Source organism: Variovorax brevis, from assembly GCF_030317105.1.
GTDB classification, from domain to species: Bacteria; Pseudomonadota; Gammaproteobacteria; order Burkholderiales; family Burkholderiaceae_C; genus Variovorax; species Variovorax brevis.
On sequence record NZ_JASZYG010000017.1, the window covers coordinates 1 to 22,717 of the forward strand.

The 22,717-nt window shown below is 62.0% G+C and carries 20 protein-coding genes; 3 read left to right on the forward strand and 17 right to left on the reverse strand.

All coding sequences use genetic code 11. The annotated features are described in order from the left end of the window. Positions 1–192: 192 nt before the first annotated feature. The 5 genes from QTI66_RS31965 to QTI66_RS31985 all read right to left on the reverse strand — a co-directional run bounded on the left by QTI66_RS31965 (position 193) and on the right by QTI66_RS31985 (position 6,335). A complete protein-coding gene (locus tag QTI66_RS31965; RefSeq protein ID WP_286564395.1) occupies positions 193–1,524 on the reverse strand; it encodes a hypothetical protein in 1,332 nt (443 codons plus the stop codon). Between the two features lie 660 nt (positions 1,525–2,184). Then, positions 2,185–2,973: a hypothetical protein gene (locus tag QTI66_RS31970; RefSeq protein WP_286564396.1), complete on the reverse strand. Its 789-nt coding sequence runs from the start codon at positions 2,971–2,973 to the stop codon at positions 2,185–2,187. Positions 2,974–3,174: 201 nt separating this feature from the next. After that, positions 3,175–4,236 (reverse strand): competence protein CoiA family protein, encoded by a 1,062-nt coding sequence (locus QTI66_RS31975; protein ID WP_286564397.1) that lies wholly within the window; start codon positions 4,234–4,236, stop codon positions 3,175–3,177. A 398-nt stretch (positions 4,237–4,634) separates the two neighbouring features. Beyond that, positions 4,635–4,985 (reverse strand): hypothetical protein, encoded by a 351-nt coding sequence (locus QTI66_RS31980; RefSeq protein ID WP_286564398.1) that lies wholly within the window; start codon positions 4,983–4,985, stop codon positions 4,635–4,637. Between the two features lie 1,047 nt (positions 4,986–6,032). Then, positions 6,033–6,335, reverse strand: coding sequence for a hypothetical protein (locus QTI66_RS31985; protein ID WP_286564399.1), 303 nt, complete (start codon positions 6,333–6,335; stop codon positions 6,033–6,035). Between the two features lie 294 nt (positions 6,336–6,629). Between QTI66_RS31985 and QTI66_RS31990 the strand changes: the two genes are divergently transcribed. Then, the gene (locus QTI66_RS31990; protein ID WP_286564400.1) at positions 6,630–7,313 is read left to right on the forward strand and encodes a hypothetical protein; all 684 of its coding nucleotides are present in this window, start codon (positions 6,630–6,632) and stop codon (positions 7,311–7,313) included. Between the two features lie 285 nt (positions 7,314–7,598). On the opposite strand, the gene QTI66_RS31995 is transcribed toward QTI66_RS31990, so the two are convergent. Next, the gene (locus QTI66_RS31995) at positions 7,599–8,630 is read right to left on the reverse strand and encodes a hypothetical protein (RefSeq protein WP_286564401.1); all 1,032 of its coding nucleotides are present in this window, start codon (positions 8,628–8,630) and stop codon (positions 7,599–7,601) included. 556 nt (positions 8,631–9,186) lie between these two features. Between QTI66_RS31995 and QTI66_RS32000 the strand changes: the two genes are divergently transcribed. After that, the gene (locus QTI66_RS32000) at positions 9,187–9,549 is read left to right on the forward strand and encodes a hypothetical protein (RefSeq protein ID WP_286564402.1); all 363 of its coding nucleotides are present in this window, start codon (positions 9,187–9,189) and stop codon (positions 9,547–9,549) included. A 622-nt stretch (positions 9,550–10,171) separates the two neighbouring features. Here QTI66_RS32000 and QTI66_RS32005 read toward each other — a convergent pair. Continuing rightward, positions 10,172–11,401, reverse strand: coding sequence for an IS110 family RNA-guided transposase (locus tag QTI66_RS32005; protein WP_286564403.1), 1,230 nt, complete (start codon positions 11,399–11,401; stop codon positions 10,172–10,174). A 606-nt stretch (positions 11,402–12,007) separates the two neighbouring features. On the opposite strand from QTI66_RS32005, the gene QTI66_RS32010 reads away from it, so the two are divergent. After that, entirely contained in the window at positions 12,008–13,042 is a 1,035-nt protein-coding gene (locus QTI66_RS32010) for a tyrosine-type recombinase/integrase (protein WP_286564404.1), read from the forward strand. Between the two features lie 103 nt (positions 13,043–13,145). Here the strand turns inward: QTI66_RS32010 and QTI66_RS32015 are convergent, their stop codons facing one another. From QTI66_RS32015 to QTI66_RS32060, 10 genes are all read right to left on the reverse strand, one after another. Then, positions 13,146–13,676, reverse strand: a complete 531-nt coding sequence (locus QTI66_RS32015; protein ID WP_286564405.1) for a single-stranded DNA-binding protein — start codon at positions 13,674–13,676, stop codon at positions 13,146–13,148. 74 nt (positions 13,677–13,750) lie between these two features. Next, entirely contained in the window at positions 13,751–14,818 is a 1,068-nt protein-coding gene (gene virB11 / locus QTI66_RS32020; protein WP_286564406.1) for a P-type DNA transfer ATPase VirB11, read from the reverse strand. 9 nt (positions 14,819–14,827) lie between these two features. After that, positions 14,828–16,072 (reverse strand): TrbI/VirB10 family protein, encoded by a 1,245-nt coding sequence (locus QTI66_RS32025; RefSeq protein WP_286564407.1) that lies wholly within the window; start codon positions 16,070–16,072, stop codon positions 14,828–14,830. After that, complete coding sequence (locus tag QTI66_RS32030; RefSeq protein ID WP_353506248.1) at positions 16,072–16,902, reverse strand: TrbG/VirB9 family P-type conjugative transfer protein; 831 nt, start codon at positions 16,900–16,902, stop codon at positions 16,072–16,074. The genes QTI66_RS32025 and QTI66_RS32030 overlap by 1 nt, the downstream gene beginning before the upstream one ends. Further along, positions 16,899–17,723 carry a VirB8 family type IV secretion system protein gene (locus QTI66_RS32035; protein ID WP_286564408.1) on the reverse strand — a complete coding sequence of 275 codons (825 nt, stop codon included), beginning with the start codon at positions 17,721–17,723 and terminating at the stop codon, positions 16,899–16,901. The genes QTI66_RS32030 and QTI66_RS32035 overlap by 4 nt, the downstream gene beginning before the upstream one ends. A 150-nt stretch (positions 17,724–17,873) precedes the next feature. Continuing rightward, complete coding sequence (locus QTI66_RS32040; RefSeq protein WP_286564409.1) at positions 17,874–18,827, reverse strand: TrbL/VirB6 family protein; 954 nt, start codon at positions 18,825–18,827, stop codon at positions 17,874–17,876. A 28-nt stretch (positions 18,828–18,855) separates the two neighbouring features. Further along, complete coding sequence (locus tag QTI66_RS32045) at positions 18,856–19,116, reverse strand: hypothetical protein (RefSeq protein ID WP_286564410.1); 261 nt, start codon at positions 19,114–19,116, stop codon at positions 18,856–18,858. Between the two features lie 4 nt (positions 19,117–19,120). Then, entirely contained in the window at positions 19,121–19,858 is a 738-nt protein-coding gene (virB5, locus tag QTI66_RS32050; RefSeq protein WP_286564489.1) for a P-type DNA transfer protein VirB5, read from the reverse strand. Next, entirely contained in the window at positions 19,858–22,380 is a 2,523-nt protein-coding gene (locus QTI66_RS32055) for a VirB4 family type IV secretion/conjugal transfer ATPase (protein WP_286564412.1), read from the reverse strand. Before QTI66_RS32055 ends, virB5 begins: the two co-directional genes overlap by 1 nt. Then, complete coding sequence (locus tag QTI66_RS32060; protein ID WP_286564413.1) at positions 22,380–22,715, reverse strand: hypothetical protein; 336 nt, start codon at positions 22,713–22,715, stop codon at positions 22,380–22,382. Before QTI66_RS32060 ends, QTI66_RS32055 begins: the two co-directional genes overlap by 1 nt. Between the last annotated feature and the right edge of the window lie 2 nt (positions 22,716–22,717).

The following is a 22,717-nucleotide window of genomic DNA, read 5'->3' on the forward strand; positions in this document are numbered from 1 at the left end:
ACTGTTCACTGCGTGCATCGCTGCCTTGGGTTGATGGTTGATCGTCATACCTACCTCGTTGCTCACTGATCTCTCGGGGGTAGGTGTAGCAGGTCATATTGGCACAGGGGGCCCAGTGGGGCAGCATTGGGCAAGCCTGCATGCCCCGATGAGTACGGCTGCAATATGTGCAATCGCACTCGCAGCTACTTTTTATAGAGGACGACTAACTAAGCCGGCGATGATGACGAACAAGGTCCACGCGCAAAACTTCGCGAACTGCCGAAACTCAGTGCGCAAGTTGGCAAGGTCCTTAGCAAGCAACTCCACGGCAGAGGCATCCGCAGGTCCGGTTTTCCGATCCAGGTCGTCGAAACTGTCGGTAAGCGGCGTTGGATCGAACGAGGGATAAATGGCTTGCATGAACTGGCAGCGCGCGCGGTAAAGCGCAAATTGATGACCGACCAGCATTCCTTCCAGTTCTTCTCGACTGTCCTTCTTGGACAGCACACTCGCGTTAAATAGGGCAGCAAAAGCGAATCGTGGACACCCGAGGTCGTGTGGCTGCCTTTCCCTTGCTTTGGCTGCCAACATCTGCTTTGGATCCATGTTGCCATGGGCATAGTGGGAGCATCGTATCGCGAGGTCTGGGTCATCAACCGGTCCAATGAAGTGCTGCTTTCCGTTCTCATACACCTTCCCGAAAAGTGCGCCGATGATGCAGCGATACTCTTCAACGAAGGTCAGATCGGTGTAGATCCCCTCTTGGTCCTCTCCTTCTTTGGAAAACATTCGGGTCACTCGTACCGACTTGAGCCGGTTGAGCAGGTCGCGAACCCTTTGTTCTTCGGCATACGCGTAGAACCTGAACGGATTTACCGCAACGAGCAACTGGTGCATCACATGAATCCACTCTGAATTCAAGGGAGTGGTCGCAGCGAGCTCAAAAACTCCTTTTTGAACATCCATGCGGATCATGTCTGGGCCGTCCATGCTGTCGTTGTCGAGGCTCAGGTTCGGATTCGTCGCTGAGTAATGGACGAGCCTAAGCAACCGGTCGTAGGGGATGTCCTCGAAGGGGGGGGTGCGAAGGTAGACGTCCCCCAGCAACGCTCGTCGACCCGGATTTCTCATCAATGTCGAAATCTCGTCGTCATCCCCCTCAAGCGCCAGGCGCCTTGCCTCTCGTGCATCGAGCCCTGCAAGTTTGCCGAAATAGCTTGCTTCGCTTGCTGCGGTGTTGGCGATGACCGAAAGCCGCAGCGCCTTGTCATACTCCGTGTCGTCGGAACCGGCTTTACCCTTTGCATATAGGTCTTCAAGGAGCTTTCCAGAACAAGCGTTCTTTGCCAAGGCCAGATTGATCAGGCGGTCCTGACGGGCAGCAAGAGCCTGTTCAAGCTCCTCGTGCCCCCCAATCAAGCCCGGACGGTTTGTGGTGAAAAACGTTCCGTATTCGTCCAACGCTTGAGCCACAACATCACACGACGCAAAGCGAAGCCGAGCAACGGTAAGTGGCGAATGAGTACTGAAGTCCCAGCTCATGTTCTCGTACTCCATTTCGCAAGCACTTCGGCTTCTGCACGAGTATTGCGGTGTTGGGGATCAGAAAGCGGGGGGCGAGCCTGCATAGTCAATCTCCAAAGGCCCAGCATAGGCCGGCCCCGCCTTCGAGCGCAATCCCGAACAATGACAGTGCCGGCGGGGGCTCGCGGCGATAGCCTCACAGCGCATCGGTGAAGATCGTATTGAGCACGCGGGGATTCACATCTAGATAGTCGTCCGTGTGGATCGGCATGCTCTGGGAGCCGCTGGACCAATTCGATGCCGTGCCCTTGCGCAACCAGACGCGTGGCGAAAGTGCGGCGGACCGAATGGCTTGAGCAATCGCTGAGTCCGGCATCGTGATACAGCCGCGATATGTGGGCCTGCAAGCTGTCGCACGCCAAGTAGGTTCCTCCTGTCCATCTGCCATGTGTCGGCGCTTGCCAGACAACTCGAACGCGGAGCCCTTGTGCGTGAGGATCAGGGCGGTTTCGGGACTTAGGCGATACCGCCTCCGATCCAACTCCGTGCCATGACCCTTCGCCCATCCATACTCGAAGTAGCGGTCAAGAGCTTCCAGCATCCGCTTGTGCGTGAGGGACACGCAGCGCTGGCCGTTGCCTTGCGCGCGATGGGCAAACGGCTGGAGCTAAGGCTGGCCTAGCGCGCTTGCTCCCCGCGTCTCCTTGGGAAAAGGCTATCCAGCAACTCGTCTGGATCTTCGTCGTCACCCACTATAGGCGGCAGGATGATCGTGTCGCGGCTCGGTGAGTAGCGCGCACCCCGCGCGATGAGGACTTCCAGGACGTGCCTGTCGGCGCCACGCGCGACAAACCTCTCAAGGACCTCCGGCGTGACATCGACCCCATCTGGTTGGCTGAAGACCTGCGCCGCCTTTTGGTCGGGCGTCATGGTTTTGTCCATGAAGTCCCGAAGCAGGTCGAGCGGGTAGCCTGCAATGGCCCTGTGGCCGATGCCCGTCGTCCTTGTCTGGACTTCAAAGAACGGGCCCCTCAGGTCGAATGGGCCATCCCAGTCGATGTGGAAGTGTGTTGGGGTCTCCCTGATGCCGGGCTCAAATGCCTCCCGGTGCCATGACAAGCACAGGGCCATCCGGCTGTTCAGCTCGAGTAGCCAAGCGTCGCCATCGGTCGTCGAAAAGATCACCAGCGGAACGCCCTTTAGGGCGTTCGTGTTGGCCAAGAACACCGACCGCCCGGATTGGGCGTGCTGGACCACCTTGGCGCACTGTTCCAGCAGTTCTTCGCGCAACGATTTGCGGGATGCGGCTGCTGCGCAGAGCGTGACGTGGTGCCAGTGCTCGTACCCGGCTTGCCGGGCAACGAGATTGAGCAGGTCGGCATGCTTGCCGCCGCCCTTGCGTTGGAGCTTCTTGGCTTGTTTCTTGAGCGCCTCGATTTTTTGAGGCGACGTGGGGATATAGCGCATGGCAGATTCCTGTTCTGCATGCGAACGCATGGTGCTCACTGCCACGGTCCGCACGCAAACGGGAACCTGGTGGATGGGGGTTCTACAGCCGTCCCGCGAGGGTTTGCTTCAAGTGAGCAGCAGGCGTCGGTGTTGCGCCGCCGTAAAGGATACAACAAGAAACATTCGTGGTTGAACTGGAACACCTCAAACTTTGGCCGATCATGCCGGCCAGCGGATGGCCAATAGTTCCGTCCAGTTGCTGGCCGATCTGACGGAGCGGGATAGGGGGCTCAGATACCCCATCGCTTGGTTCAAATCAGCCAGCACGTACACGCCCAACTCCAGATCGGCCTGGCCGATGCGGGCAGGAATGGATTCGTCCCAGCCGTCCTCCAAGATGGGCCACGGCGCCATCACATGGCGCCCGTCCTTGTGCATGAACAACACCCACGCCGAGCCGTCCATGAGGCCGTAGAACATGAAAGCGCGGCGAGGCTTGCGCCACTGCGCCCACGGCGACTCGTCGAATTCAACAGGCGGCGGCGGTGGCGGTGGGGGCGTCGGCGCCGGCGGTGGCAGCCAACCGCCCATGCGGCGCAGCGCCGCCACTTCTGCTTGCACGCGCGCTTGAGCTTGGGCGGACTGGGTGAGCAACTGCAGCACCTCGGCCCGCTTGGCTTCCACATCGGGCAGCCGCAGCCACTGGAAAGTCCCCGCGTGCGCGATGTAGTGCTTGGCGGCCGCGAGATCGCGCAGGTGCGACGTATCTGGGGGCAGGGGCACCTGAACGACGAGACCGCCTTGCAAAGGCTCGATGGCATCCAGCGATGCGCGGCTCAGCCCTCCCACTTCGACGAAGACCCGTACATGGGTGCCGGACGCCAAGGCCAGCAGGCCGGCCGGCGCATGCTGTGCGGGCTTGGCTTCCCAGCGCTGCGCCGTGGCGGTGCCGGGGTCATGTTCAAAGGTCTCCTGCAGCACCGGCAGCGGGGGCCGTGTCGAAACGCGCACGCGCATCGTTGGCAGTCGCAACTGCGGCATGTCCTGCAGCACCTCGATGGCGAGGCGGCGCAACAGGTTCACGGCCCCGGCGAAGCAGTCGGGGCGCTCTTGGCTGGCCTCGTGCGCGAAATGCGGCCGCCTGACATCGCCGCGCCGGGCGACCAAGGGCGCCCCGCACGCTTCGCAGAAGCAGCCGCATGCTGCGCCTCGCGGCACATCGCCCACGAATCGGATCACGCCGTTCGCATCGACGCCGGCGAAGATTGAGAGTGAATCCATGGCCGTCGATTCTGCTTGCGCTCGGGCTCAGGCGCCCACGCGCCCACGCCCGGCGAACCAACCTCTTTGAATGCCAGTCGGCGGCAGTACCAATGCCGACGAGCCATGCGTATCGGCCAAGGCTATCGACGCAACTCCGCGCATGGACAAGATGAACGGCCAGTCGCGCGAGGGAAAAGACGTACAGACCGCGGAGGTGAACGCCAGGAAGGGGCAGAACGCCAAAAGTGATTTCTGGGGGTGCGCCCAATATCCTGGATGCAGGGGGAGACGCCCGATTGCATTGTCCTTCTTGGCAAGTTGTCGTGGTCCCCAACCCTCTGCCATGGCGCGCGTTCCAAAGCGAAGCGTCTGCGCCCGCGCTTGCTTGCGAAGCGAGATCGCAGGCCTGCGATCTCCTAGATCGACGTGAAAACCGCCCCATTGGCCGCCGGTTGCGCCTCGGCGTTTTCGTAAGCACGAATGACACCCCGGAGCCACTCGCACTCGCGCTCGAGCGATGAGACCCAAGCGCGCGCCTGCCGGGCTTCGTTGAAGGCCTGCTCGTGCAGGGCCGACATGCCCCAGCGGCTCTCGAACCACAGCGCGAACTGGACCGCGCGCGGCGCGTGGCCGACGGCGATGTAGCGCTGCAGGGTGCGCAGGCTCACGCCCAGGTGGCGCGCGATGTTCTTGCGCGGCTCGACCTGGTCGGCCAACAAAAAGGCCAGCGGCGGCAGCCGCGCCCCCGACGGACAAAGTAATCCCATGGCAACCTCCTGAGGCAGAACTTCCTGATGCAGCGGTGGCCACCGCGCCGCGGCCGCACGCGGCGGTGTCAACTTGTCGCGCGGCTGGGGAGCCCTGCCCTCCCCTCGCCCTGAAGGGCCTGGCTTTTTCAGGCGGGAGGGGATGAAATGAACATAACCCCCAACCATTCGACAGACAGGAAATCGACAACCAAGGCACCAAGGTCAGTCGTTTGTGAAAGGCTGCATCCGCGCGTCGCGTTCTGGTGGTCAGGGCCCGGTGCGGACTTCTCCAAGCCCACCGGGAACGGCAGGTCTCCCGCATCAAGCGGACGCAGCCTCGATGTCGGCATTCGCTGCAGTCCCGCGGCTCGATCCGGGCCAGGAGCGGCCTCTCGGCCGCGTCGCGCGATTCGCACCGCGAGCAGCCGTTCTCAAGGGCTGCGTGGCCGCTAAGACCTTCGCGCGGTCGACACGCTGATCAGTTTCTCGGATTGAAGCGAAGTTTGCGGAACCTCGACGCCTACGCGGCGTTCGCGGGAAGCCTGAGATGATTCTTGAGTTCGACAAAGTCGCCATCCACCTTGGCGGCCGAGAGATATTGTCTCCAACGAACCTGACGCGTCTGGCCTGCACGTACTTTGGTTTCGTGGATGAGCCGAGGCCTGTCCGCCGGGACGAACGCCGTCGGCAGACGCATGTCGGGGCGCACGTCAGCTATCAGGACGCACAATATCGACATCGAAGAGCCACCCCCTGACCGATTGCGTGAAACGATCGAGTCGTGGGATGTGCTGACCCGGCTATTACCAGGCCCGTCTGGGCGACTGGACATTTCCTTCTCGCAACTGCGCGCCGTGGGCATCACGGTTCATGGCACGCCGCTGACGCTCCGGGCGCTGGAGCTCATGGCTGCGGACGGAAACGACCACCAACATGCTTGCGTTCCCCAAGAGCGAGCAAGCAGCAGTACGGCCGCCGAGCACCTGGCGCAGGTTCCTGCGCTGGCTCATCGTGCAAGAAACGGCGGGACCCGCTGCTGCCGACCTTCCGCGAGGTGTGACACCCCTACTCGTCTTCGCCCACTTCCCGGAAGCTGCAGCGCGTCGGCGTGAGGCTCAGGATGAGGCGCTGCATAGAAGCCATGGAAGCGATCTTCTGGCCAACCTGCATTGCCTCCTCTCGCGACGAGAGGTTCTTGATGTGGGCTTGCTCGTAGACCACCCGTCTCTCGCCATCTGGTGAGCGCAGGCCGCCCACCCAGTGGATGCCGCCTACCTCGCCAACCTGGATCTCCACCCACTCGTGCAGCTCGTGTGGGAGCTCGAAGGACAGGTCATAGGGGAAGGTGGATGCGGTGGGGTCTTGCATGCGCGGGATTATGGATGGCTAGCCTGCCTCTCCCCAGGAAGTTGATTGCTTCTTCCGTCTGGGCCCTTCAGCACGAGCCGGTCGCGCACTCCTTCCTGGAGCTTGGGAGGCAAGAATTCAGTAACCAGCAAGAACGGCGGCAATCCGTCTGTCTGGTTTTTGACATTCCTGGGGTGCGAGCCCGTGATTCTGTCCCTTCCCGGGATTTTTGAGCGACTGGACGGCCGGTGACGAACGGCCGGTGGCGCGCTACGCTTGGAACTGTTGGCAACCTGGCCGCAATAGGAGGGACTCATGTCCGTCAAAGCGTTCCGTGCGTTGGTGGCAGCGCTCCTTCTGGCTCATAGTACTCAGGGCGGTGCTGCGGAGCCAGCTGCAGGTGGGGCGCCCGCTGACGCAACCGCCTCGGCGGCAGGCCAGCCCAACAGGCACACGGTGATGTGTGTTGCCGAGGGGGCCAAGCCACCGGACGGTTTTGCGCCGGTGCTCGTCATGTCGACCGCGGGCGGACCCGCGCCGAACTTGTGTCAATGCAAGAGCGACTCTCCCTTCGTCAACATGACGCTGAGCACCATCACTGGGATGGGAGCCTACAAGGTGCTGAAGTTCACCCACGAGACAACAACGGCCGACATCAAGAGGATCATGGCGATGTACGAGGTGCCACCCAGAACAATCGCAAAGACAGCGCCGCGCATCAAGACCTTTTTGACGAGCAAGGCAGTGAGGCGGCTATCTGTGGGTGGCGTTGCTCTCAGTGCGGTCGTTTTTGTCGAAGAGGCGACGATGGGTTACGTGAAATCTCAGATCGAACAGACGCGAGCCAACCTGCATTGGGCCCCGACCATGCCGCCTGAGCTGGCTGTCAAAGAGGCGCGCGGTTGCGGCGCCCTGGATCGGTTCATCGAGCTCGAGTTTCCCCGGACCATCGAGGTCGAAATGGTGCCAGCCGCGCCGGAACCGTCGCCAAGGAGATGAAGGTGCGGTTGGCGCGCAAAGAAGTCGACATCTGGTTGCGCTGAACCCTCCTGCCATTCAATCCTTTGGGGATGCCATTTCCCCGTGTCGCGAGCAGAATCCACCGACCACGGCTGCTGCTGCGCGTGCTCCATTGCAGCCCGCGGAGTTCTTCCACAGGCATTTCAGGGCGCCCGCGCGCCAGGTCGGGCAGGCAGAAGGCCGGAGCGCCAAGTTTCAGACGACTTTTGGAACGTTGCTCATGGTGGCTCCTAGGTGCACTCTACTGCTCTGGTAAGCCCGTGGCTAGCTCCCGGCCGCGCTCGCGGAAGGGTCGATCCGGCGAAAGAAGGGCAAGTCGGGGTCGTCATCCACGGAGTACACGCAGCCTGGGAGCGGGACTGATCGATCGACGGTCGTTGCGCGCGTGAGCCTGGAGTAAAAGGCCTTGCACAGATCCTCCAGCTGGGGGACGGTGATCTTCCATCGTTCATCACCCGTGTTGCAAAGGTATTGGCCGATGACGCTCGCAGTGACCAAGCCTTGGTAGTGCACGCTCCAGCTGCCCCTGTTGCTCTCGCGCTCGCTCAGCGTCTGCAGCGCCTCGAGGTGCTTGGATTCTCGAAGCGTGCTCAACAGGGGTTCGCTGGAAATTCGCGTCCCGTCCGGGTATTGATTGAAGACCGCGCCGAGTTCATTGATCTTTATCTTCTGCAGGTCATTGTCCAGGTGTGCGGAGGTGTATTTCTGAGGGAGTTTGTCGCGGTGCCTTTCCAGGGCATCGTGCGCCCGAGCGAACAGCGATTCAGCTCTCTCGTAGGCCTTCGTGGACTTTCCGCCTGGAGTTTCGGCTTCCTCCATGTTGCGGATCTTCTTCCACTCTTGCGCTTGGCCCTCGTAAATGCCGCCTGCGTCAAGCGCAATCCACCCGCGTACGTTCAATACGAGCGCCGAATCGAAAGAGCCGATGGGAATCAGTCCGCTCACAGCCTCCAGTGCGGTCCCCAATGCATCGAGTGCTAAGAGTTTGGGCTCTTCGGTGAGGGCTTCCAGTTTGAAAAGGGCGCCAGCCAGGCGTCGCGGGAGCTCTGGCCAGTGCGCGTAGCGAGCCGCGTAGATGAAGCCCCGGATTTGCTGAGCCTTGAAGGTGCTGATCGGCTCTATCAGCGCCTTCTTCAGTGTCACCACACTCGCGCCGAACAGATCTGCGAGTTTCGGGAGGCTCACGTCCTCCGGATTGCCTTCGCCGGGGTCGTCATGCTCGCTCAGCGACCAAAGGTATTCGCGGAAATCGGCACTGATGTCCGTCGTCCTTTCCTTTTTCTCGTTCCCTTCCATCGGACCGCCCCTCCGTTTTTGAGGAACCCGCGATGGTCCTCCAAACAGGGATCGTGTGCAAACAATCTCGCCGTCATTTGATGCGTCAAATGACGAACTCATCGGCGGACGTGCTTTTTCGACCAATCGGATCCAGCTCCTTTCAATAACGGGAAGCCTGCGGCAGCGCGGGCGAAGCCGCCCAACCCGGGCAATTCAACCCTCACTGAAAGCAAGCATGAAACACTTCATCGCCCTGTCTTTTGCGGTCAGCATTGGGACCGCCTTCGCAGCCCAGTCAATGAACGGCCCGATCGGCACCGGAGCCGGACGTGCTCCAATGGAGCGCTCTGCGCCGACGCGCGTTGCGCCGATCGTCCGGCCTGCACCACCGCCAGCGATGGCCGCGCCCCGGGCAGCCGCACCGCCTGTGGCGCCCCGCCCGCCTGCGCCCGTTCAGATGTCGCGCCCACCCATCGTGAGCGCTATCCCGCCTGCTCCGCGCTTGGAGCCGGCGCGCAAGGAGCCGAGCCCGGCCAAGTCGGCCAGCCCCGCCCCGGCCTTGGCGGCCAAGCCCTTGGAATTACCCGCGGCCCCACCGCCGGCAACCGCCCAGCAGCCGGGCGCCACCTTCAAGGCAGAAGCCGAACTCAAGCAGGGCAAACTGTCCACGACGGGCGACTACAGCGACGCCAAGCGCGGGGTCCGAGTGAACGTGGTCACCGACAACGATCAGCGCATGACGCACCTCGAGGCGGATGTGTCGGTGGCCAGGAAGGACCGCACAGTGATCGATGCCGGGATCACGCAGGACAACGGGAAGACATCTCGGGCGAGCGCTGGCGTGCGCCGTCCGAACGGCGACCAGGGTGGCGTCGTGGTGTACCCGCAGTCCAACGGGGGCACCGATTTCGGAGCCTGGTGGCTCTGGCAGTTCTGAGCATTCCCTGGCAGCACCAGCGGCCGGCAAGAAAAGCCTTGCTGGCCGCTGAGCAGATGATCGGCCGCACTGCGCGGCGTGGCCATCCGCTTCGAGCGAGCTGGGGTAACTCGCTATGTTTGGGGCTGTGGTTGACCGGCCTCAAATCGCTCCAGGAAGTCCCCTGCGATCTTTGGGGTAACGGGCTGGGCATTGGCCACATTCGGCTGAAATTCCATTGAGGCGCCAGCAACAACGTACAGAGCAACTACGGCCATCCGTGGGCTCCGAACACCTGGCGATGGACCTGGGCCTCAGGACTTGAGTGACGGCTCAGGGCACGGAGCCGACGGACAGGTGCACGCCTCATGACTGCTTAACGTGGAAGACACCCTGCCTCGGACGCACCAAACCCTAGCCTGATGCCGGCCAGGGCTGTCCGTCTGCGCGGTCGAAGTTCAGGTCGCGGCGGCGGGATGTGGCATAAATCCGTGCTTGCGGAGCATCTTGAGCCATCGCGGCGCATTGCGAGCCACGCTCAGCGCCTCGTAGTCCACGCTCTTAACGTGGAAGACACCCTGCCTCGGACGCACCAAACCCTAGCCTGATGCCGGCCAGGGCTGTCCGTCTGCGCGGTCGAAGTTCAGGTCGCGGCGGCGGGATGTGGCATAAATCCGTGCTTGCGGAGCATCTTGAGCCATCGCGGCGCATTGCGAGCCACGCTCAGCGCCTCGTAGTCCACGCTCTTGTCTTGGTAGTGAGTGCCGCTGGCGAGCATGGCGTAGACGATCCGCAGCATCTTGTGCGCCAGGGCGATGACGGATTTCTTGTGCCCCTTGCGGATGTTCAATGCGTCGAACTTGGCCTTGAGCGCGCAGCGCGTTCGCGCCGCCGCCTGCGCAAACTCGCACAGCAGCCGACGCACCCAGGCATTGCCTTTGCGGATGCGCCCACTCTTGCGCTTGCCCGCACTCTCGTTGTTGCCCGGACAGATACCCACCCAGGAGGCCAGCCTCTCGGCGCTGCCGAACATCTCCATGTCCGAGCCGATCTCCACCAGCAGCATCGCCGCCCCGATGCGGTCGATGCCCGGGATGGTTTGCAGCAAGTTCAGCTGCGCCGTCCACGGCTGCAGGCCTTGCAGCAGGTAGGCATCCATGCGCGCGATGCGCGCCTCAATCTGTTCAAGGTGCTGCATGATCTCGTCCAACACGAAGCAGTGCGCACCGCTCAGACATTCCGGACTCAGCGCCTCGAACAACTCCTCCCGGCTGGCCCGCAGTCGCCCCTTGCGGTCCAGGATCTCGTGCATGGGCTTGCCCTGGATCAGCAGCTTGACCATCGCCCGCGCAGACTGGCCGTGGATGTCTTGCACCAGCACGCTCAGGCGAACCCCAGCATCCACCAGCACCTTGTGCAAGCGGTTCTTCTCCGCCGCCAGCATGCCCACGAGCTTCTGGCGTTGGCGGGCCACCAGGCGCAGTTGGCGCAACTCGGCACAGGGGATGAACGACGCGCGCAGCAGGCCCGAGCGTGCCAATGTGGCCAACCACTGCGCGTCGCACAGATCGGTCTTGCGACCCGGTACCGTTTTGACATGCCGGGCGTTGACGACCCAGGCGACGATGCCCACCTTCTCCAGCGCTGCGAACGGGCTCTTCCAGTACACGCCCGTGCTCTCCATGACCAGCACTTCTGGCGCCATCTCCAGCGCCCACTGCGCCAAGGCCCGGCGATCCCGCTTGAAGGCCCCGAACTCGGTCTTGCTGACCTGCGCTGTGCCGTCGTCCTGTTCAACGATGGCGCACGCGGTGATCTTGCCTTGGTGAACGTCCAGCGCGATCACGCGCTTGTGCATCGGGGTGAGATCCATACTGGCCTCCTGCTGCGGTTTGAGTCACACTCGACAACGTGCGAGCCAGGGCAGGTGCCACCGACCAACGGCCTGCCGGGCAAGCCCGGCGGCTCTCTTTAACGTGGGCTGTCAGGCATGAACCTCGCGTCATTGACGCCAAGCCACGCCCGCAGGCAATCAGGGGTACGAGTGGTCAGCAGCGGGTCAACTTAGCGATCGCGGTTGGAGCCATCAAAAATTTGACCGACCTCTACCTGTTCTGGCCCGCACGCCTCACAGTGTCTTCCATCATCCGGGGTGCGCCTCGGATTCATCAAACTTAGCGACCGGTTCCGGACGAGGATTGCTCTACCCCTCAACTTCCGTTCCTGGCCGCGAGTACCAGTTCGCGGCCGTGCCTGGCAGCTGACCTTCGGCGTGACCGCCCCGTCAGCCCAAACTCTATCGGCGAGTATGGTGAACTGGAAAGAGCATTGCGTGTCGCGCGGTAGAGGCGTCACCGGGCGAATACATAGGGCGTCATTGCCGGAGGCAAACTATTACGCTAACGGCGCACGCATTACTTCTTAAACTCACTGGAGCCGGTGCTTGCCAAAATAGCGTCTCGCCGTTAGCGTATTCGCAATGCCACCTCTCTCGCTCTCCCTTTTCGACGATGCCCCCACGGCCGAGCGCCACCGCCACGCTTTTGAGTGCTGGCTCGATGACCAGCGTGCGACAGGGTCCTTGCGCCAACCCGCGTCCGTCCAGGTCTACCGGGACATGTGGGGTGCGTTCACGGCCTGGTGCCTCGGGCAGTCGCCAGTCGTCACCCTGGCATCGCTCGACCTGCGGGATCTGCAGGCCTTTCAAGCCGCGCGCTTTGGCCGCAAGAGTTTGGATCTTTCCCTTTCGCCGCGGCACGCTCTGAAGCTGGTGCGCCTGATCGATCGGGTCCTGCGCCACCACGCCGCAGACGCGAATGAGCCGCCGAACACGGCTGCCTTCGACTGGCTCGCATCACATCCCGAAGTGCGCTATGCGGAGTCCGCGAACGCCGACCCCCTGCCCGAGTTTCTGTCGGTGGCCGAAGCCAGGCAGCTGATCACCTTTGTGTCGAATGCGCGACCTCGCCCCGGCCTTTCCGCTGCGAAGAGAGACCGCCATGCCGCATTGAGCTGGCAGGAACTTCGCAATCGCACGGCGGTGGCGTTGCAACTGGGTGGAGGGTTGACGCCGGGGGACGTGCGCGCCCTGACATTGGCCTCGCCCGTTTCTCGCGGCGGCCGTTTGAAGGACAGGCCGTGGAAGGTCGTCGTGCCCGGCGATGGCAATTCGCTGGCCCGGGAGTCGCCGATCGCGCCTTGGGCTGGTGAGCTGCTTCAGCACTGGCTGCAGGTGCGTGCAAGTGCACGGATCGCCGGGGACTTCCTGTTTCCATCCACCCGGACTGGAAAGCCTTGGGGCAAGGAGTCACAGTACAAGTGTGCCAAGGCGGTGCTGGAAGATGCGGGCTTGGACAGCCGCGAAGGCGGTTCGTTCCGCCTGCGTCACACCTTTGCGCTGCGCCAGCTGCGCCGTGGCTTCGAGCCGCAAGAGGTGGCGCGCTGGCTGGGCGTGGAGCCGGAGGTGATGGACAGGTACACGCGCATCGTGGCCACCCCTGTCGACGTCATTTAAGAAGAAGTTTTGCGTTGGGGTCGCCAGCTTCGCCAACTCCGGTGCTCTCGAGTTGACCCCCACGGACAAACGAACGACTGGACGACTTCGGATTGCAGCCTGTTCAGGCGGCGACGCGGTGGCGCGTGGTGCGTTCGTCCAGCTTTCCCTTGGGCTCGTCATCATCACCTGCCAAGCCAGTTCGCACAACATTCAGCATCTCGGCCAGATCGTCCATTGAGACATCGCTAATCAGGCCAAGTGCCACATCCTTCATCAGGCGCTCGATGGAAGCCATGCTCTTTGTGGCGATCAGAACCGGATCCATTCGAGGCGCCTTGCGCAGCATCTTCATTTCGTCGATGCGCACCTCGCTGCGGCTTTGGTCCATGCCATCCTTGTCGGTCCACCACGTCGTCCGCTGTCGACCTTCGACATACACCTCGCTGCCCTTCGTCAGGAACTCCATGGCAATCTCCGCGAGGCGGTCATAGCAAACGAGATGGTGCCATTCGGTATGCTCGATCAACTCGCCTGAGGCCTTGTCGGTCCAATACTCATTGGTGGCCAGGCTGAAATTCGCATAGGTGCCCTTGCCGCTTTGACCCCCAACAGGATCACGGCCCAGCCGGCCGATCAGTTGAGTTCTATTCATTGCTGTTCTCCTTCGCCGAATTGAGGGCCCAGTTACGCAGTCCTCACACTTGCGCTGATGAAGAGCTCCGCCTATCAAACGACCGACAGCGCATACATCGGGTCGTAGTAGATCGCCGGAACGTGCCGGCCCAGTTCCCTGTCGAACACCAGCTGGACAACCACATGTACGAGCGTGTGCAGCAACCGCATGATTTCGTCGAGCGCCAGGCTGCGACCTTCGTCCGACGCCTTGATCAGCAATGCGATGCGGATGAAGGCTTCTTGCGACGAATTCGCGTGGACGGTCGTGATGCCACCCGGGTGGCCCGAGTTGAGGACGTTCTGGATGTAGTAGAAGGTCTCGTCGCCGCGCAGTTCGGCCAGCAGCACCCGGTTGGGGGTCTTGCGCATCACCGCTTGCAGCACCTGCTTGGCCGTCGCGCCGACGACGCGCTCGCCGGCGTGAGAGTCACGCCGGTAGAAAAGCGCCTGGGAGTTCGGATGGTGTGGCAGCGGCATCTCCGGCGTGTCCTCCACCGTGATCAGTCGCTCCCAGTGCGGAATCAATTCGATCAATGCGCGAACGAACGAAGTCTTGCCGCTGCCCGTCGCGCCCGACACGATGAAGTTCTGATGCCTTTGCACCGCGCGTTCGAGAAAGGCTGGCCATTCCCCGGCCTGCGCCAACTCCCACAGCTCGACGTGCACAGGCTCGAGCCGGGCGAGAAGCCTGTGGCGCTCGTCCGCAGAGATTGCTGGCGAATAGACGTGTCGGGTGCGCTGGAAATACCGCTGCGCCACGAAATGGCCGAGCTCGAAGGACTGGCTCGTGTGCTTGCGCAGGTTCAGATAGATCATGCCGCGCGGCGCGGTCGGCGGCATTGTCATCTCGATGCGCTCGCCGCCGGGCAAGTAGGCTGACAGGATCGGGTCCGCCTCATCGAAGGGCTTTTGCGAGATATTTGCCAAAAAGTTGCCCAAGGCTTGCAGGTATTCGAAGCTGACTGCGGGGGCCTCTGCGCGCTCCCACACGCCACCCTTCCACAGCTGCACGGCGCCCGGCGCGTTCACCGCGATTTCGCCCACACAGGGATCGGCCAGCCAACCTTCGAAGGCGCGCAGATGGGCCAGGATCGAAACGTACTTGTCAGGTGCACCCATGGTAAGGCCTCAGTTGATCGCCCCGGCTGGGCGCAGTTCGTAGACCGTCGAGAAGTCCACGTCGCGGGCCACGAAAATCTTGATGATTTCCCCCTGATTCTTGTAAAGGCTCGGCTTCAGCTGGCTGCCCTGCTTGAGCATTTCCTCGACGATCGAGTTCGTCGCGTTGTCCGTGTTGCTGAGCTGGGAGAGCATGCTCTGCGTTCCGATGTTGTACGTCGTGCCGTAAGGGCTCCTGCTGGCTCTCTGCGCGCGAGCATCGTCACGGGCGATGTAGATCTGCTTGGCGTCCTGGAGCAAGGAGAAGAAGATGGCCCCGGCAAAGCGTTCGACCCACTTGTTGTCGACGTACCCCGATGTGCCAGCCCGGCCGATCGCGTCGGTGCCGGGCGAATTGAGTTGGACCGACACGAAGTTTGGCGTCACGGCCCGCGACCAGAGCGTGAAGATCGTCTTTTGCCCCGCCTGCAAGCCTTGGGTGTATTCGCCTTCCATGGTGGTGCCGGCCTCCATGAGCACGACCTTGCCGTCCATCGACATGACCGGGGCGCTCAGGATGCACTTCAGGAATCCAGGCTGATCTGTGAGGATGGCCGTCAGCAAGGTGCAATCTGGCAGCGTCCCCTTGGCAAGCGTCATCGATGGATTCCGGTTGACCGTTGCGCTGGTGCCCGGCGTGTTCGTGGCGCCAAGGGAACTGGTCAGTGCATTGGTGCCAGCCTGCGGCGTCGAGACGCCGGGCAGACCGACGTTTGCCACCGCCGCGCCGAGTTGCGCCGTGGCCGGCGCGTTCTGCTGCGCCCCTGCCAGATTGACAGCGCTCTTGCGGCGACGCTCACGAACGCGCTCTTCCTCCGACATGCCAGTCTGCCCGGCGGGCTGCGCGGCCTCGGTCTTCTTTTCCGGTTCGGGGCAATTCAGGCCAACGGGCAAGCGCAAACCGCCCGGGCACTCGACATAGGACGGCGAGGCTGGAACCGAAGTCGGCGGACCGAGCGCCAAGGGCACCTTGACCTCGGGCGCCGACAGCGGGCGCGTGTCGCTTGGCGGCTCCGTCCTGGACGGCGCCAGTGTTCCGAAGAGCCCGAAGTAGTTGTTTCTGCTCGCGATTCCGAACAGGATCAGCAACGCCGCCACGCTGGCGGTCGCAACCAGGATCAGTTTCTGGCCAGGTGCCACAGCGCGCTTGCGCTCGACCAGGCCCTCACGCTCCACCTCCGCCACGGGCGCTTCCTGCTTCTGTTCGAACATCATCACTCTCCCGGTTCACGGATGGCCCGCTGCACCTTGCCGCTTGCCGTCCCTGTTGGTGCCGACTGGATCGGCAGGGTCGGCGAACGGTTGGTGATGCCGGCAACGAGCGCGCCGCGGCGCAGGAGCACGCGCGAGACAACGCGATGCAAGACCATGGTGTCGTCCTCGACGTGATAGTCGACCAGGGTCTCGGTGCCGTCTGGCTCGATGATGAAAGCTGCTGGCATCGGGTGGGCCGCCGAGAACAGCATGAAGGTCTGCCGGCCGTTGTCGTGCATGGAAAGGGGCTGCAGTTCCAGCGGCCCGACGATCCAGTAGTCGTAGTTCAAAGCACCCTCAATTGCCGACGCCTTGAGGTCCGCCTTCATCCGAATGCGCTCGGCCTCCTTCCTTGCAAGCGCGCGCGCTTCGGGGGTCGAAGCATCGCCCTCCGGGTACTGCAGGCGGACCCAGTAGGCGACGTTGCGGGCGGTCCTGCTCGTTGTCTTGAGCTGGAAAAGGTAGCTGCGCCGGTTTGTGAAGAGTGTCAGGTTGGTGTCGGCCTTGACGTCCTTGGGCTTGAGCACGAACAGGTTGCCGTTGATCGCCGCATGCCACGCATCGCGGTCGCCCATTGCAAAGTCCTTGATCTCTTCGCTCTTGCTGAGCTCAATGGTGGTCACCACGCCTTCGGCCGCCGCGATCCGGATGACGTTGTCGCCTGTGTAGCGAACCGTCTGAATTCGAGCGTCGTTGGCTGAAGGGACGGTGCCAACCTCGGCATGGCCTACGGTTGCGCTTGCTGCAAGGGCAATGCGCATAACCCAGGACAAGGACCCCCGGGATTTCATCGCACCACTGCCTGCGGCACTCCGACATTGGCTGGAGTGATCGCCGTCGCCGGCACGGGGGTGGGTATAGGCGCGGGGATGGAATCCCCCTGCCCCGCTGAGCCCATTGCTGGGCTGCCCAGCACCTGCGGTACGCCCTCCTGGTCCCGCCGATAGTTCACGGCGCAGAACCCGAACGCATTGACGTGCAGGTCGCGGATCTGAGACGGAACGTTGGCCTGCTCGTAGCGCACCGTGAGCGTCGAGATGTACTTGGTGCGCACCGGTGGCGCGACCCCGCGTGTCACGGTCTTGTCGAAGCGCACTTGCGCGACGCGCAGGTCGTCTTGGTCGGTCGGCAGGAACGTGATGCTCTGGATCTCGACGCGTTCCGAATCGGTCGGGCTCATGGTCTTCACCGGTGACTGCGCATTGATCTCCGGGTTGAAGTAGCTTTCCCAGTCGGTGCGTACCGGCCCGCAAGACATCAGGTACGCCGTCTTGTAGTTCGCCTCGGCCTCGCCGCGTGTGAAGCCCTCGCGTGCGAGCACATAGCGCGCCACATCCGAGAGAATGATCTTCTGATCGCGGTCCCGTCCGATATTCACGATCTCGCCGGGCGCTTGCACGTCGTAGGCGCCGGTGGCGTTGTCGACGCGAATGATGGCCGGCACAAACTGCTTCAAAGGCAAGAGGACAGTCACGCTCAGCACGCAAAGCCCGCACAGGATGCCGCACGCCCAGGCGATCAGAGCGTTGCGTGATGCGCGCCGCTCGAGATCCAGACGCGATTGGGTGTCCCAATCAAGCGCCTTGGCGAAGTAGGTCTCCTTCCCGGTCACCTGGCTGCCGCCTTTGTGAGGTGGGAGGGATTGATGGGCCGCTCTTCGCCGGCGGGCCAGCCGGGTGGTGGTTTGGGGCCACTGCAGGCGACAACGGCAAACGCCAGCAAAGAGATCAAGGCTCGAAGCATTGAAGTCATCACTCGCCCCCTACTTTCCTCTCGACCTACTGAAGAGCGACTTGGCATGCGTGAGGTTCGTCAACCCTGCGCCAAAAGATCCTCCGCTGCCTCCCGTCATGGAAGCGCTGATAACCGGAATCTGCAGGAACATGAAAAACATGGCCATCGCGATCAAGATGATTGGGATGCAGACTGCAGCAACGTTCAGACCGGCGCCTCCGACACCGATCAGGTTTGAAACCATTGCGAGCACCCCGCCACCGCTGCCAGTGCTTCCGAGCTGGGTGTTCAACTTGCCAACATAGGAGTTGATGATCCCGATGAACATGAAGATGAACAGGGTGGTGAACACGTGATAGAAGACGAAGTAGAGAGCGGTGTTCAGCCAGGAATGGAAGTAATTCCTTGTCTGCGGCAGCACAAGGGCGAGCACAAAGAAGGGGCCGACAGCAAGTACAAGGCTCAGGCCAAGTTTCGAGAAGACAACCGCAAAGAGCGCGACCGCCAGAAGTAAGTAGGCGGCAACGATGACGAGCACTCCCATCAGGAACAGCGCGATCGCCGGTCCGATCGCCAAGTCCTTGACCAGTCGAGTCCCTGCCGTAAACATCGCCGAGACCAGGTCAACGATCTTTTCGTTGACCTGACCCAACAGATCCGGTGCGCTGGTCGCGGAACTGCTGAGCGCCGTTGTCAGCTCAGTTGGCAAATTGAAGATCGGTTTTGCGACCCAGCTGAGGTAACCGTTACCCATGATGTAGAGCACGACCATGAATCCGACAAACTTCAAGAGCCAGTCAGTGATCGGCACGACCACTTTGCCCTCGATGATCAGGTAGCACCAGATCAGCATGCAGATACCAAGGAGCACCCACGCAATGGGTATCACGTAACCGGAGATTCCAGCAGCGGCACCCTCGTAGAACCCGCTGAGCGCTCTGTCGAACTTGGAATAGATGTCTCCGATGATGTTGTCGGCCATGACCTACTGCCCCTTCCCCGCCGTGTGGCTAGAACCGGATACTGATGGGCTTGCGCAGGTCGCGGACATCGTCCTGCACCTTGCAAACTGCGAGACGCTGGCCGTTCTTTTCTACTTCGGCGCTGCACGCGTCGTTGAGTTCGGTCAAGGGTGCGAGGTTGCCCTTGTCGGCCTCCGCCGCAATCGTCTTCGCATCGAACTTTGGCGATGCGGCGACTTCCTGCTTTGAGCAGGCGGCGGATACAAGAACAAAAGCGCTCAGAGTGAGGACGAGTGTGAAAGGTTTCATGACATCAGAACCTGATTCCGCCAGCCGACCCGCGGGCCATGCCGGCATTGAAGTTGTCGATGGCTGATTGCTGCTGCAGACGGCGGTCGGCCTCTTCCATCGCCTGGATCGTCGACAGCTTGATCTGCTCGTTCTGCATCCGCACGGTTTCTACCTGAATACGGGCCTGAACTTCCGAAATGGCTTTCTGATCGGTCGACGCGTTGATCGAGCCCACGAACGTCTGCAAGTTGCGAATGTTTTCCGAGGCCTTGCGGTAGCCCATGTCGCCAATCTGCTTCTGCAACGCGAGTTGCCGCCACTGCTGCGTGCATGCGGACCGCATGGCGGCGTCGCTGTTCAGTTCGGCGCACGATTTCAACTGGTTCGCTCGCACGATGTCGTTCAAGGATCCCGATATTCCCGAAAACGACCCACTGCCGCTCCTGAGGCGCTGTGCGGCCTGGACATAGTCTTGCGGCAGGTACTGAGTCAACAGGTCGTTGTTCATCAAATTGCCGAGGTTGCGCGAGCCCTGAAGCGTCCCGTAGACCTGCCTCATCTGGTCGAGTTGCCTGCTCATTGCATTCAGTTGCTCGGCCCATTTGGCGATCGTCTGGATCTGGTTCATCGTTGCCGGAATGTCGCTGGTGACCGTCACTGGCACCTGCGCGTGGGCGCCACATGCGACGCCGATGAGGCCCGCAGCGACCGAGACCCCGAAATGAAACTCCGAGCGCGTCATCGTTTGAGTAAGCTTCATCACACTCTCCTTTGCAGAAAGACGGGTAACCACTGGCGGGGATCGGGGCCGCATTCATTGATCGCGGCGTGCATGACCTCCACGTTGTCGAGGCTTGCGGACAGCACAGACAGCATGTCTTCCATGCCGCTCAGGTCCATCTTCGCCATCACCGATTCGGCGCCCTTCTTGAGAAGGAACTGGCCTGAGTTCTCCGGCGTGTGCTTGATCAAATGAAACTCGCGTGGCGTCAGCTTCAGGCCATCGATGTAGTCCGCCTGCTCGGCCTCGCCGTTGGGCAGCAGCAGCTGCGTCGGAAACTGCGACAGCAGCGTACTGCCCAGCGGCGAACGGCTGATGTCGCTGGGCTCCTGCGTGTCAAGGCCGATGACCCCGTCTTCCTTGCGAATGGTCTTGCCCTTGTTCTCGATGAAGGCCTGCATCAGCGGATCCTTCAGTGCGCGCCACGCTTCGGCAATGTCGATGATGTACGGCGCGCCGGAGGCGTTCTGCGCGATCTTGTGCGTCAGGTAGCGCAGGATCGGCGTGCGGGCCTCCTCGATGTCGAGGAAGTTCGTCATGTCGAAGCCGAAGGTGTGCGCGCCGTCGAGGTCGAATCGATCTTCGGCGTTGTCGAGCACCCATGCAAAGGCGCCGCCATCGCACCAACGCCCGAGTGCTTGGTACAGGCTGTTCTCCCGATGGGTCGGCAGCGCATCGCGTACCCGCGCATACCGGCGGTGTTTTGGCTCGAGCTCGTAGACCTGACGGATGCTGCGCAGCAGATCCTCCTCGTCCTTGTGCGTCATGGCGTACTTGCCGTCGAACTGCGCGTTCCAGGACATGATGCTCAGGATCACTGAGATGTTCTCGGCCGTCGGCGCCATCGAAAACGGGTTCATCCCCGTCGGCTCGCCGCCGGCGATGCGGAAGTAGCGCCCGCCCATCGCCCGGATACAGATTTCTTCGCCGGAGTCCTTGTCGAAGCTGAAGATCTTCAGTCGCTTGCCGCTCGCCATCGACTGCTTGCGGGCGAGCAGGCGCAACGCCAGCTTCAGCACCGTCTTGCCGCCGCCCGAGCGCCCGATGATCTTGTAGTTGCCGAGTTCCTTGCGGTGGACTCTGGATGCAGGCCCTTCCGTGTGGCCGTTGGCTGCGTCGTCGTCGTCGGCCAGGTAACCCCGCGCGGGCTCCTCGTCGTAGTCCAGTCGGATGCCTTGCTCCAGCAACCTGTTGCGGCTCACGTGGAAGTTAAAAAAGTAGGGAACGCCGGCCGCCGTCTTCATGAGCGCGATCGGCGCACCCCACTGGCTGCCGCTGGCATTGCCACGGGCATGGTTGTGCATTGGAAAGAACTTGGAGAAGTTCTTGCTGCTGATCGGCATCGCGCGGATGCGCCCGTACTTGAAGTTGCCGGGAAGCGTGCTGAAGTAGGTGCATATGAGTGCTCCGCCCCGCTCGCGCGAGGTGTTCATGCTCTTCTGATCGAGCACTGTGACGGCGGCATTGACGTTCTGGTTCAGCTCCTTGATTGCGTCGCCGTAGACGACCAGGATCAGCTCGTGCTCGAACATCGAGAACTTGCCGGCCTGCAGTTGGGTACGCGCGGCGGCAACCTCCTTCAATTGCTCCTCGTTGTCGCTGGTGGACTTGATCTTGTTGTACTGGGTCTTGAGCAGCGCGTCGGCCTTGTCGAAGGCCATGACAGTCACCGACTGACTCAATACGAATTCGAATGAGGATGACAGGAGGCCGTCGAAGACCTTGGAATCCAGTTGCTCGGCGCGATACGGAGCGACGAGCGTGAGCACCGCGGCGAAGCGCGATCCCGATGCGCCCTCGATCTCAACCGTTTCCGCGCCGAAGTTCAGCGCAGAGGCCTGCAGGTTCTGGCTGAGCTCGTAGGCGCCAAGCCGGATATGCCGATCGGTGTTGTTCAGCACGCGGCAGTAGAACGCGGCAGTGCGCGAGCACAATGCCCCCTGGCTCCCATACGTGCCAAGCATCCTCGGGTGATAGCGTTTGAGGCTGGCCATCAGCTGCCCCGACAGCTTCGAAAGCTCATCGCGCGCACGCAAGCGCAGCTCCGTCATCCCCTCACTGGCCCGCTTGGATAATCGAATGCCCGCTCGGTCCGCCTTGTTAGCAGCCAAGCGATAGACCGGTGAAACGAACAGCCGATTGATGAAGTGCTGCTCGCCATCGAACTTGCGCGCGTACTGCCGGGCAAATTCAGTGCTGAGGTCGTTGTCGTAGGAGATGCTTGAAAGGTCGTAGCGAACGCGGCGCCGCTCGACATGTGCCCACAACGCCACGTTCGGACTGCGCGCGATATTGTTGATCGCGGAGAACCATTGTTGGTTGAGGTTGTCGAGTTCCTTGTGGCCGATCGTCTCGAAGGACAAGCCCTGTACCTCGATCGTCTGTGTCAGGTCACCCTCATAGGTGATGACCGTGTCCTCATCGATCTGCTGCGAATACGGCAGGCAACTGGCGACGCTGCGCTCGGCCTTGGTGTTGGGCACCTTGGGGACTGCCGACATCACTTCACCTCGCGTCGGCTCGTGTGCGGACTGAAGCTCACGACGCCATCGCCGTGCCCGTTCTTGTTCTGCGCGAACCAGCGGTGGCGATAGCTGGCCACGAGGTCGCGCACCCAGAACGGATTGTCGTTGGTCTTGAGCACGAGGACCATGTGCAGCGGCAGCAGGAACAGCGTCCAGAAGCCGAAGACGCGCACACACAGCAGCAGCACCATGCATTCGGCTCCGAAGACGGGCAGCGGCACATAGGCCTGCAGCACCGGCGCCTGAGTCCCACGGTAAATCACCGCGCGCTCCAGCGCTGGCTCCTCATGGCGGTCGTTGGTATCGCTCATCC